The 11,984-nt window shown below is 46.3% G+C and carries 11 protein-coding genes and 1 pseudogene; 10 read left to right on the plus strand and 2 right to left on the minus strand.

Translation table 11 applies throughout. The annotated features are described in order from the left end of the window. Positions 1-113: 113 nt before the first annotated feature. From ADU24_RS19285 to ADU24_RS19330, 10 genes are all read left to right on the plus strand, one after another. Positions 114-2,444: a xanthine dehydrogenase family protein molybdopterin-binding subunit gene (locus ADU24_RS19285; RefSeq protein WP_053368156.1), complete on the plus strand. Its 2,331-nt coding sequence runs from the start codon at positions 114-116 to the stop codon at positions 2,442-2,444. Continuing rightward, positions 2,431-3,276: an FAD binding domain-containing protein gene (locus ADU24_RS19290; RefSeq protein ID WP_053368157.1), complete on the plus strand. Its 846-nt coding sequence runs from the start codon at positions 2,431-2,433 to the stop codon at positions 3,274-3,276. The genes ADU24_RS19285 and ADU24_RS19290 overlap by 14 nt, the downstream gene beginning before the upstream one ends. Beyond that, a complete protein-coding gene (locus tag ADU24_RS19295; RefSeq protein ID WP_231689647.1) occupies positions 3,266-3,739 on the plus strand; it encodes a (2Fe-2S)-binding protein in 474 nt (157 codons plus the stop codon). The genes ADU24_RS19290 and ADU24_RS19295 overlap by 11 nt, the downstream gene beginning before the upstream one ends. A gap of 152 nt (positions 3,740-3,891) precedes the next feature. Continuing rightward, positions 3,892-4,926 carry an ArsR/SmtB family transcription factor gene (locus tag ADU24_RS19300; protein WP_053368159.1) on the plus strand — a complete coding sequence of 345 codons (1,035 nt, stop codon included), beginning with the start codon at positions 3,892-3,894 and terminating at the stop codon, positions 4,924-4,926. 101 nt (positions 4,927-5,027) lie between these two features. Continuing rightward, on the plus strand, positions 5,028-6,038 hold the full coding sequence (locus ADU24_RS19305) for an ABC transporter ATP-binding protein (protein WP_053368160.1): 1,011 nt from the start codon (positions 5,028-5,030) through the stop codon (positions 6,036-6,038). After that, complete coding sequence (locus tag ADU24_RS19310; RefSeq protein WP_053368161.1) at positions 6,001-6,783, plus strand: ABC transporter permease; 783 nt, start codon at positions 6,001-6,003, stop codon at positions 6,781-6,783. The genes ADU24_RS19305 and ADU24_RS19310 overlap by 38 nt, the downstream gene beginning before the upstream one ends. Before the next feature lie 2 nt (positions 6,784-6,785). Next, positions 6,786-7,574 (plus strand): ABC transporter permease, encoded by a 789-nt coding sequence (locus tag ADU24_RS19315; RefSeq protein ID WP_053368162.1) that lies wholly within the window; start codon positions 6,786-6,788, stop codon positions 7,572-7,574. A 307-nt stretch (positions 7,575-7,881) separates the two neighbouring features. Beyond that, entirely contained in the window at positions 7,882-9,957 is a 2,076-nt protein-coding gene (locus ADU24_RS19320; protein WP_053369014.1) for a carbon starvation CstA family protein, read from the plus strand. Further along, positions 9,950-10,153 carry a YbdD/YjiX family protein gene (locus ADU24_RS19325; protein WP_053368163.1) on the plus strand — a complete coding sequence of 68 codons (204 nt, stop codon included), beginning with the start codon at positions 9,950-9,952 and terminating at the stop codon, positions 10,151-10,153. Before ADU24_RS19320 ends, ADU24_RS19325 begins: the two co-directional genes overlap by 8 nt. A 140-nt stretch (positions 10,154-10,293) precedes the next feature. Further along, entirely contained in the window at positions 10,294-10,494 is a 201-nt protein-coding gene (locus ADU24_RS19330) for a twin-arginine translocase TatA/TatE family subunit (RefSeq protein ID WP_053368164.1), read from the plus strand. A gap of 51 nt (positions 10,495-10,545) precedes the next feature. Here the strand turns inward: ADU24_RS19330 and ADU24_RS23575 are convergent, their stop codons facing one another. Further along, positions 10,546-11,073, minus strand: a complete 528-nt coding sequence (locus tag ADU24_RS23575; protein ID WP_053369015.1) for a GNAT family N-acetyltransferase — start codon at positions 11,071-11,073, stop codon at positions 10,546-10,548. A gap of 51 nt (positions 11,074-11,124) precedes the next feature. Further along, positions 11,125-11,898: pseudogene (locus ADU24_RS23710) on the minus strand (aminoglycoside adenylyltransferase domain-containing protein); the annotation flags it as partial. Positions 11,899-11,984: the final 86 nt, after the last annotated feature.

Consider the following 11,984-nt stretch of genomic DNA (forward strand, 5'->3'; position numbering starts at 1 on the left):
GAACAAATCAAAGGTTTGCTTTTAATGTCCTGAAACTTGGCCGAATACCATTGTTTATGGTCGAACTAAAACATCCCCGACTGCCGGGGCAAATAGATTGCGAGGTGGTTCGATTGGAGTATATCGGGAAAAGCATCATCCGAAAGGAAGCTTTTGATAAAGTAACTGGCAGGGCGAAGTATACGAATGATTTCCAGGAAACGGGCACACTTCATGCCAGGATGCTGGTCAGCCCCTACGCCCATGCGAATATTGTAAGCATGGACTTTTCCGATGCCTGGAATGTCCCCGGAGTGAAAGCAATTCTCGGAAATCAGTCATTTCCGCTGGTCGGCGAGGAAATCAAGGACAGGTCGCCCATCGCCTACAAAAGGGTCCGGTATCACGGTGAGCCAGTTGCGGTAGTTGTGGCGGAAACGCCGGTTATCGCAAAGCAGGCGGTTGACCGGATCAAGGTGTCCTATGAGGCACTTCCTGTCGTAAATTCACCGCGGCAGGCTTTTCAAAAGGATGCACCTCTTGTCCATGAGCAGCTTGGCAATTATGAAAAGCCAGGAGGTGTGTATCCAATCCCAGGTACAAATGTTGCCAATTTGGATAAAATCAGGAAAGGCGATATCGAGAAAGGGTTCCGGGAAAGCGAGGTTGTTGCGGAGTTCCAAATTGACTTTAATCCCTCTGACCACGTCGCAATGGAAACAAGGGCATCAATTGCTGAAATTTTACCTGACGGCCATATTAAAATTACGACCTCCTCCCAGGCTCCGTTCGCGATAAAAAAATTATTCAAATGGTATTTCGGTATTGATCCTGGCAGAGTTATCGTCTATACGCCCCTTGTAGGTGGGGCGTACGGCGGCAAGGCGGCCATCCAGCTCGAGGTCATTGCGTACCTCGCTTCAAAAGCGGTTGGCGGCCGTCCGGTCAAGCTGTTCAATTCACGGGAGGAGGACATCATCACATCCCCCTGCCATATTGGCCTGGACGCAACTGTAAAGCTCGGTGCGACAAAGGACGGCATGCTGAAGGCGGCGGAAATCGTGTTTCTATGGGATGGCGGTGCCTACTCGGATAAATCGGTGGATATAAGCCGCGCCGGAGCGGTTGACTGCACCGGCCCCTATGATATTGAACATATTTACTGCGATTCGTATTGCATGTACACGAATCATCCCTATGCCAGCGCATTCAGAGGCTACAGCCATTCCGAAGTCCACTTTGCCTTCGAGCGGACGATGGATGTGCTCGCCGAAAAACTTTCGATGGACCCGCTGGAGCTACGGCGAAAAAACTCAATCATGCCAGGTGATATGACGCCGACCCAGGTCGTGCTGAACCGGAGTACCGTCGGCAACCTCCCGAAATGCATAGACAGGCTAAAGGAACTGATGAACTGGGACGCAGAGCCGAAAATTCATAAAGATGGCCGGTTGATCCGGGCAAAAGGAATCGCTTGCGTCTGGAAGACCTCTACCTTTGATACGGATGCGACCTCTGGCGCGATTTTAACGTTCAACCCGGACGGCAGCATTAACCTCATGTCGGGCGTCGTCGAACTTGGCACCGGAACGAAAACGGTCCTTGCGCAAATTTTAGCGGAACGGCTGAAAATGGACATAAATAGAATCCACGTGAAAATGCCTGTCGATACGCAAACGACTCCCGAGCACTGGAAGACAGTCGGCAGCCGTGGAACGTTGATGGGTGGGCGGGCGGTTCTCGCGGCCGCAGAGGATGCAATCCGCCAGCTTAAGGAGCTTGCCTCCTGTGTTATGCATGTTACCCCCGATGATCTTGAGGTTGCGCATGAAAAGGTTTATTACATTGATGATCCAACTCTAAGCCTTGATGTAAAGGACTTGGCCTACGGATACAAATTCCCCAATGGCGAAACGATTGGCGGCCAAATCCTTGCCACCGGGATTTATACACAGAACCGGATTACAAAGCTCGATCCCCAGACTGGAAAAGGGAGGCCGGGTCCCGAATGGACTGTAGGCGCTGAAGGAATTGAACTAGAACTGGATACAAGGGATTTTACGTATCGGATTTTAAAAGCTTATGCGGTTCTGGATATCGGGAAAGTTTTAAACGAGAAAGCTCTTCTTGGCCAAGTGATGGGAGCGATGAGCATGGGGATCGCCTTTGGGGGAAGGGAAACATTTGTATTCGATCAAAACGGGAGAATCCTAAACCCTCAACTGAGGACATACAGGCCGCTTCATTATGGAGAACAGCCCGAATACATCGTCGACTTTGTAGAAACTCCCCACCTGGCCGGTCCCTACGGTTCAAGGGGCGCCGGTGAGCACGGCTTGATTGGCATGCCTGCTGCCCTCGGAAATTGCCTGTCGGCTGCATTAGGCGTCCAGTTAAACCACCTTCCCCTTATTCCGGAACAACTATGGCGGGCATCGAGGGGGATGAAAAATGCTACCGTTTAACTTCCGGTATTTCAAACCGAAAACAGCCCAGGATGCCGTCCGTCTTTATCAGGGAGCCAAAAACCAGCAGGAAGCCCCTTATTATTTTTCAGGCGGTACCGAACTAGTCACACTTGGACGGATTGGCCTAGATTATGCGGATATTGTAATTGATCTGAAAGCGATACCTGGGTATGAAGATATTTTTTCCCATGAAAAGTATTTGGTGATAGGAGCAGGCGTGACACTTACTTCTATCGAAGAGGACAATCTTTTTCCCCTCCTTAGCAAGACGGTGAGTGAAATCGCCGACCGGACTTCCCGGAATAAAATCACGATTGGCGGGAATGTATGCGGGAAAATCTTTTACCGGGAAGCCGTGCTGCCTTTGCTGCTCGCCGACTCCGTAATTGGGATTATGGACGAAACTGGGCTTGCATATAGGCCATTAAACACCATATTCAATCGTACAATCCAATTGCAGGATGGACAATTCGTGTTCACGATTTTAATAGAAAAAGAGTATTTAAACCTTCCATACTACACAAAAAAAAGACGGAAGCAGTGGAACACCGGTTACCCGCTCGTGACAATCGCAGCCATAAAAAAGGGCGAGGAAATTCGGATGGCGTTCAGCGGGGTCTGCCCCTTCCCGTTCCGGTCTGCGGAAATCGAAGAGGCTATGAATGAGAAAGCGCTTTCTCCCGAAGAAAGAGCGGACAGGGCCTTGGGCAGCCTTCCCTCCCCCATTCTGGACGATGTTGAGGGCTCGAAGGAATTTCGCCTTTACGTGTTGAAAAATATGATTGCGGATGCCATCCGTGACCTGGAGGGTGAAAATATTGGCCAATGATCCGAGGGTCCACGTCCATCTTGCCATCAATTCCGAAACAGAAGTTGTTACGATCCGTCCGGCCGATACATTGCTGTATGTTATCCGTGTAAGGCTTGGGCTAACCGGGTCGAAGCCCGGCTGCCTGAATGGGGATTGTGGCGCATGCACCGTACTGGTTGGCGGCACACCACAGAAATCATGCCTCATGCTTGCCCTCGAGGGTGAAGGAAAGGAAATTACGACGGTTGAAGGCCTTAAAGATACTCCTATTCAGCGGGCATTCGTCGAGAAATTCGCCTTCCAGTGCGGCTACTGCACATCCGGCTTTCTGATGAATTGCCATGCGCTTGTCCAGAAGGCACCAGATGCTGACGAAAAGGTGCTCGAAGATTGGCTGGAGTCCAATATTTGCCGGTGTACCGGGTATAAGGAGATTAGGGAAGCCGTGCTTATGGCTATAGAAGAAACGAAGGATAAATAAAAGCTTTTCTCCTAAAATGAAATACGTTAAAGTGGCCAAGAGTTCCTCACTCATGGCTTTTTCTATTTTACTGGAGGTACTTTGGTCCCTAAACTTCCAAATATCAGATGGCCATTTTATAATACTAGTAACATACTTATGGAGGACTGAAAATGACCATTGAGGTAAACTACGAAGAAACCGCGGATAAACAAGTACATATGTTTTTTTCTCCCGTTGTGGAAGGGATGATTCTCCTTTGTGCATTGTTATTAAGGAACAAAAAGAATTTTCACTACATAGATTACCAATCAGTTGAAAAAGAGCTTCCTGAACAATCGAGAGTATTTATTGAAAAGTGGCGCGGCTATTCTACTGATGATTTATTAGGCTGCCTCGAGCTACTTTTAAAAGTACCGCAATTTCAAGATGAAAAAGATTTTTGCACCGGCATTTCGGCCTTATCCGATATTGATTTTGTCCAGAGCTTTTTAGGAGGAGAAATTCCAAGGGATTTAACTGAAAAGCTCCTAATTGCACCAGATGGCATTGAATCCATAGAAGAGCGTTATGAGTGGAGCACCCCTGAAAAACGGCAATTCATTAAATTGTTTTTGCTCGAACTCCCTTCATTTCGCAAGGATTTCCTTAATTTATTCCTTCACATCGTTCAAAGCGGCCATTTCCAAAAGTTGATTAAGACAAAACAAGCAGACATTGATCAATCATTACTGGAATTAGGAAAGTTAAACATGAAACCACTCGGCCTTTCACAATACGTAATGGGAAAAACGTTCAAGCGCACAAGCGATTATAAGCTCTATTATTTTTTCCCAAGCTACAGTTTTTCTCCATTTAAAATGCGTGTCTTTAATCATGCGGTTTGTATTGTGATATTCGGCTGCGCCCAACCACTGAATGATGACAGGGAAAAAAGCAGAGAATTGTCCAAAATCCTAAAAGTTCTATCGGACCCAAACAGACTTCTCATATTAAGAATGTTATGCGTAAAAAAGGAATATGGCGCAAGATTGGCGGAGTATGTCGGGGTCACAACGGCGACTGTTTCACATCATCTGGACCAGCTAAAAAAGGCCAATTTGATCAAGGAAGAAAAAATCGGGGCAATTAAATATTTTTCCGCGAATCCGGTTCAACTGGAGAAATTCAAATTAGTACTTCAGGAATTCACGAATGCTGAATCATGATTAAAAGAGCGACAAAATATGTCGTTCTTTTTTTATTGCAAAAATTTAGAATTATAATACAATCATAATATAAGATATACATCTAATATAGGGGTGACAAGGTGAATACTACCATTATTCATGTAAAAAATGTTAAACGGACGTATGTGACAGAGCAGGGATTTATCAAAAAGAGGAAGAAAACGACTGAAGCTCTTAAGGGAATTTCATTTGAAGTACAAAAAGGAGAGGTCTTTGGTTTGCTTGGCCCCAATGGAGCTGGCAAGACGACAATGATTAAAATTTTGACGACTATGCTCATTCCGACGGAAGGTCAAGCCACCATCCTTGGTTTGGATGTTGAAACGGAAAACAACAAATTGAGGCCCGAAATCAATTTCATTCTTGGCGGGGAGCGAAATTTATACTGGCGGTTATCAGCCTATGATAATCTCACCTACTTTGCTGACCTGTATAAAATCCCAAGGATCGTCCAGAAGGAACGAATCCCTGAATTGCTGCAACTGGTAGGGCTTGAGAATGTGTCCAACCAGCGGGTTGAAACTTTCTCAAAAGGGATGAAGCAGCGGCTGCAAATTGCACGTGGGTTGATAAATGACCCAAAAATCCTTTTTTTAGATGAGCCTTCCATCGGCCTGGATCCGATAAGTGCCAGAAACCTGCGGCAAATCATCCGGCAGCTAAACGAAAAAGGAACAACCATTGTACTGACAACCCATTACATGCAGGAAGCAGATGAGCTTTGCGACCGCATTGCATTTATTAATCGAGGGGAACTTATCGCAATAGACACACCCGATAATTTGAAGAAGATGGTGGGGCAGCTTTCAGTCGTCCAATTTGATTGTACAAATGGGCTGAAAGCAAAATCCCTGCTAAGCAAACATGCCAGCTTTCACCATTTGGAAGAAACCACAAATGATTACTATTCGACTGTCCGTGTCCAAACCAGTGATCCGCAAAAAGTCATTTCCCTTCTTTATAGCGGGTTGGGTGAAAGCGGTGTTCAAAACATTTCGATTACGGAACCTTCCCTGGAAGATGTTTATTTGCATTTGATCGGAGGATTAAAAGATGAACAGCATTCTTCACCCATTATGGCAAACAGCTAATCTGCAAATGAGGCTTTCAATCGCACGTCCAATGTTCCAATTCATCATTTGGATTTCCCCACTTTTTTACGCGACACTAAGCTACTTTATTTACGGTAAAGTTCCAAATGAGACACTCGTGCAGTATGTGTTGCTTGGTTCCGGCTTTATGGCCCTGTGGTCGTCAATTGTCTATTCTTCCGCGAGCGATATTAACCGGGAACGATTTTACGGAACATTGGAAAACATTTTCGTCGCCCCTACCCCCTTTTCAATTATCCTTCTCGGCAAAATTGTCGGGAATACAATCTGGGGAATTATCGCCATGGGGTTGTCGGTACTCTATTTAGTTGTGATTTTCCGTGTTCAGGTTGTGATTGCCCATCCCCTGCTGTTTTTGCTGGCGCTCCTGCTTGTGGTATTTACGTTGATCATCTTTTCATTCTTTATGGCGCTGTTTTTCACTTTATCCCGCCAGGCGGAGGCATTAATGAACTTCCTTGAATACCCGATTTATTTTATTTGCGGGTTTTTATTCCCGATTTCCATTTTGCCGAATTGGATTCAGCCGCTTTCGTATCTACTGCCCCCTACATGGGCAATTGCATTATTGCGGGAGACACTCACTGCCACTGACACTTCTGCCATTCTCAAAACAATGGGCATTTTAGTATTATTGTCTCTTGTGTATGGATTGATCGCATGGTCATGCTATAAAGCTGTCGAGCGAAAAGCAAGGATTGACGGAAAGTTGGGGGTGTATTAATCATGGAACCATTTCAGCGTTTTCTGCGGCATAGTTTATTATCCTACCGGGCATTATTTGGGTGGCTGAATCCGAAGGTGTATTTACTTGTCATGGTATGCATGCCGCTCAGCCAATTGCTGTTTTTTTCCTTCTTGGTGAGGCACGTTTATAATGGCGTGGACCTAGCCGGCTATATTGGCGCAAACGCCTTACTTTTGTGCGTAATGAATTCGGTGTTTGGAATCACATCCGTCATTACCTCAGACCGGAGCATGGGCACGCTCCAGCTAGTTATGGCTGCACCGGCGAACAAGCCTGCGATGTTTTTGGCCCGTTCTTTGGCGCACGTGGCAAACGGGATGTTTACCGCATTTATCGGTTTATTATTTGGAATTTTACTTTTTGACATATCCATTACTTTTGAAGCGGCGGGTGCCCTTGCGCTCGTATGGGCTGTTTCGATTTTCTCTGCTTGCGGCCTTGGGTTAATCATCGGAAGCTTTTGTTTATGGACGCCTTCCATGCACCTGCTGACCAACTTATTAGCCAGCATCCTGCTTCTATTAAGCGGGGCTAACTATCCTCAAGCGAGCATGCCCCACGCACTGCAATTCATAGCAAACTTCATTCCCTTAACAAGAGGGGTCAAGCTGACAAAGGAGATTATGAATGAAGGAAACTTTGATCGAGTCCCTGTCTATGCCGGGCAGGAGTTTTTATTGGGAATCGTTTTTTTCATTATTTGCCTCGGTTGTATCCGTTTTGCTGCTTACCAGGCAAGAGTCAAGGGAACGATGGATTTAAGTTAAAATTAACTTTTGATCGATAAGGCCGCCAGCAGACGTCTAACGGATATACTTTAAAGTATATCCGTTAGGCCGTAGCAAGCGGCTTTTTACTTTTCTGAAAGCCATGACAGGTAAGTGACATCTGCCAAGAAACCGGCTCTATTGATTTTCCGCAAATACACTTCTTCTATTTTGACCTGCTCCTAGCAGAAAATCCTAGTATCTTTTCCTTATTTTTTCACAAACCGACAAATGTTTATTTAAAAATTCTGAATAATACAATATAATTGTATTTGTATACAAAAAACAGAAAAAGGTGGGGAGTATCATTAAAGCATTAAAGTCAATCATTATTTGGGGATTGGTTTCTGCATTGGGCGCCGCAGCATTCGGGGTTCTGGCTCTGAATAATGGAGAAACCATCAATGCGATTTGGCTCGTAACAGCCGCCATCTGTGTTTATGCAATCGCTTATCGTTTCTACAGCAAGTTCATCGCGAGAAAAGTTTTCGAGCTGGATGACAACCGGAAAACTCCAGCGGAAGTAAACAATGACGGGAAAGACTATGTCCCGACAAACAAATGGGTTTTGTTTGGGCACCACTTTGCCGCAATTGCCGGTGCCGGCCCGCTCGTCGGACCAATCCTCGCGGCCCAAATGGGGTATCTGCCGGGAACACTCTGGATTGTTGTCGGTGTCGTCCTTGCCGGTGCTGTCCAGGACTTCATCATCCTGTTCGGCTCCATGCGCCGCAATGGAAAATCACTTGGAGAAATGATCAAGGAAGAAATCGGCCCTATTACAGGCATCATCGCCATGGTCGGCATTTTAGGAATTATGATTATTTTATTGGCCGTATTGGCACTGGTAGTTGTAAAAGCGCTTATTGGAAGCCCTTGGGGAATGTTCACGATTGCCGCGACCATCCCAATTGCGGTGCTGATGGGTTTCTATATGCGTTATATCCGCCCGGGCCGCGTTGGCGAAGCCTCAATCATGGGGGGAATTCTGCTTCTCCTCTCTATTTATGGAGGACAATACGTTTCCCAGCATGCCGAGCTGGCAAAAATGTTTACGTTTTCGGGTGAAGCAATTGCCGTTATGATGATTGTGTACGGCTTCGTCGCGTCCGTCCTTCCAGTCTGGATGCTACTTGCACCGCGTGATTATTTAAGTACATTCCTGAAAATCGGCGTTATTTTCGGACTGGCCTTGGGGATTCTGATTGTCGCACCGGATCTGCAGATGCCTGGCGTGACAAAGTTCATTGATGGAACCGGCCCGGTATTCGCCGGAAACCTGTTCCCATTCCTGTTTATCACCATCGCGTGCGGGGCAGTATCCGGTTTCCACTCCCTGATTTCATCAGGCACAACCCCGAAAATGATCGAGCGTGAATCGCATGCCCAGCCGATTGGCTATGGCGCGATGCTAACTGAATCGTTTGTTGCGGTCATGGCAATGATTGCAGCGTGCGTACTGACGCCGGGGATTTATTTTGCGATCAACAGCCCTCCCGCTGTTATTGGAACGGACGTAGTACAGGCCGCAACTGCTGTTTCAAACATGGGATTCACGATTACGCCTGACGATTTGACAGGGCTTGCCGAAGATGTCGGTGAGCAATCGATCATTTCCCGTACAGGCGGAGCGCCGACCCTGGCCATCGGTATGGCGTTTATTTTCTCTAAGGTCATTGGCGGAAAAGCCTTGATGGCATTCTGGTATCATTTCGCCATCCTGTTTGAAGCGCTGTTCATTCTGACGACGATCGACGCCGGAACACGTGTCGGCCGCTTCATTATTCAGGACTTGATCGGCAACGTGTACAAGCCATTTGCAAAAACAGACGCTTTAATCCCGAACATCATTGCGACGACGCTTTGCGTCACATTCTGGGGTTATTTCCTTTACCAGGGTGTAATCGATCCGCTTGGCGGAATCAATACGCTTTGGCCGCTGTTTGGCATCGCAAACCAAATGCTTGCCGCCATCGCCCTGCTTCTCGGGACGACCGTCCTTTTCAAAATGGGCAAAAAAGCGTATGTATGGGTTACCCTTGTACCGACAACATGGATTTTGATTGTAACCATGACTGCCGGCTGGCAAAAGCTGTTCCATGAGAACCCAAAAATCGGCTTCCTGGCCCACGCCAAGGTGTTCAGCCAGGCTTTGGATGAAGGGAAGGTTCTGGCCCCTGCAGCGAGTGAGGCACAAATGAGGCAGGTTCTTATGAATGACTATATTGATGCCGCCCTTTGCGGATTCTTCATGGTAGTCGTAATTGCAGTCCTGATTTCGGCCCTCAGGATTTGGATTAAGGTGCTGAAGAACCAGAAACTGGAGTTACACGAATCCCCTTACATTCCACGCGGGGATGGAGACCTGAAACATTATGCTTAATAAACTGAAAGACATACTCGCATACCGGAAACAATTCATTTCGCTGCTCGTCGGGGTCCCGAGTTATGAGAGATATGTTGAACACATGAAAGCCCATCATCCAGAACAGCCCGTTAAAACTAGAAAGGAATTCTTCTGCGAAGCACAGGACGCCCGCTACAATGGCAAGGGCGGTAAAGTCTCAAGGTGCTGTTAGCAACAGGAAAACCCGTAGCCAGTTTTTCGCTGGGTACGGGTTTTTACATCGGTTAACGGAAGCTTACACTAGTCCTCTTTTCCAAAAAAGAGTATACTGGTCTTGTAGTTCGGGATACAATTCCATCAGGAGATGAGACAATGCTTTCAAATATCGGTGTTCCTGGATTGATCTTAATCCTTATTGTGGCGCTTGTTGTGTTCGGACCGAATAAATTGCCTGAAATCGGCCGCGCATTCGGACGGTCAATCCGCGAGTTTAAGCGGGCTTCCGAGGGGCTGACGGACGAGATTAAAAAGGAAATTGCCAAGGGCGACGAAAAGGACAATACAAAAAAATAGATTAAAGAAAGGCACAGTACCCGCTTTTTAAAGGAGTATCGTGCCTTTTTGCTATTTCACTGATTTGTACATGAGGATGTCATCCGCATACTCATTTTCGCCAAACTTCACTTCCTTGACCTTTCGACCTTCTTCCATGAACCCAAAGCTTTTATAAAAAGCAATCGCCCTCTGGTTTGTAGAAAATACCGCGAGGCTTACCTTTTCAATAAGAGGGTTCTTTTCCGCCCAATCGAGCAACGTTTTTAAAAGCAATTTGCCAAGCCCCTGGCCTCTGTGCTCCTTGCTGATCATGATGCCAAAAGTGCCTGTATGGGACAGCCTTTTCCTATCGGGTGATTGAAATATAATAAAACCCGCAATTTCTCCGTTTCTTTCAGCAACAAAAAGCGTTTCCCGTTCACTACTCGTAATCCTCTTTATCCATTCTTCGTGCTGGTCGATGGTTTTATTGAATTCCTCGGGAGCTGTCATAAGATATCTACCCTCGGCAACGACAGATTTTTGTACTTCAAAAGTGCCTTCCGCATCTGCGATGGTTCCGGTCCGTACGCTATATATTTCATTTGAAAGCTGCATTTTGTTTCCCCACTTTGATTTCCTAATAATATATCGCGCGAATTCTACCATTCTGTTGACCCGCTCCCCATCCGAACCGAAGAGCGATTCCGTGCTCCCGCTTCTGATCGCGATAGCTTCCCTGATAATAGAGTGCCATTCCTCTGGAAGTCGGGCGAGCCCGTATTCACCAGCCTCCAGTTTGGAAGTGATGTTGTATTCATTTAACGTATAGAATTGGCGCAGCAGCCCAAGCACTGTCCATTCAATTTCACCGTTTATTTCCGCAACGGAAAAAGCGGACAGCTTCTCCTTTGAATTTTCCAGCCATTCAACCCTCTTCCCCCAATAGGAATCCATATTTTCCAAAACGTATTCGACAAGATCCTTTTCGGTCACTGGTATGTCGAGTTCGGAGCTATTTGACCCTAAAAGGCTGATTCCTTTTTTCTTTAAGAGCCACCAGGTTACAGGGTTAAAATGAACACCAAACGAGAGCTTCCCTTCATTGTAAGAAGGATATGGAGTGTTATGAAAAGTGTGTTGGCGGCCAAAATCCTCCCAAACAATATACATGCCATCCATCTCTGGTTTCGGAAAGCTTTCTGCAATGGCTTTATGAATCTCCGAAACAATCTGAAGCTCCTCTTCCGCCATCCGGTTTTTCGTCACTGCAATGAAATCAATGTCACTTAAGCCGTTTTCAAAAGCCCCAAGGACGATGGAGCCTTGTAAATAAAAGCCTTGAAGTTTGCCCGGCAGATGTTTGTGCCATAAATTAAAGTATGCTTCACATACCTTAAGTACAATTTCTGGTTCTCTTTTCATATTAGTAGAATCCCTCATCTCATTCCTCCTCTCTATTCATTCTACAAAAATGGAAAATGCCCTCCATTTTATTTTATCTTGAATGAAAAAAGGACCTCTCCACT

The sequence above is a fragment of the Bacillus sp. FJAT-27245 genome (assembly GCF_001273955.1).
GTDB lineage: Bacteria > Bacillota > Bacilli > Bacillales > Cytobacillaceae > Bacillus_D.

Coding starts and splice junctions, on each gene's coding strand:
- ADU24_RS19325 (WP_053368163.1), top strand. CDS start 9,950: ATGCTTAATAAACTGAAAGACATACTCGCATACCGGAAACAATTCATT.
- ADU24_RS23575 (WP_053369015.1), bottom strand. CDS start 11,073: ATGCAGCTTTCAAATGAAATATATAGCGTACGGACCGGAACCATCGCA.
- ADU24_RS19300 (WP_053368159.1), top strand. CDS start 3,892: ATGACCATTGAGGTAAACTACGAAGAAACCGCGGATAAACAAGTACAT.
- ADU24_RS19330 (WP_053368164.1), top strand. CDS start 10,294: ATGCTTTCAAATATCGGTGTTCCTGGATTGATCTTAATCCTTATTGTG.
- ADU24_RS19315 (WP_053368162.1), top strand. CDS start 6,786: ATGGAACCATTTCAGCGTTTTCTGCGGCATAGTTTATTATCCTACCGG.
- ADU24_RS19310 (WP_053368161.1), top strand. CDS start 6,001: ATGAACAGCATTCTTCACCCATTATGGCAAACAGCTAATCTGCAAATG.
- ADU24_RS19290 (WP_053368157.1), top strand. CDS start 2,431: ATGCTACCGTTTAACTTCCGGTATTTCAAACCGAAAACAGCCCAGGAT.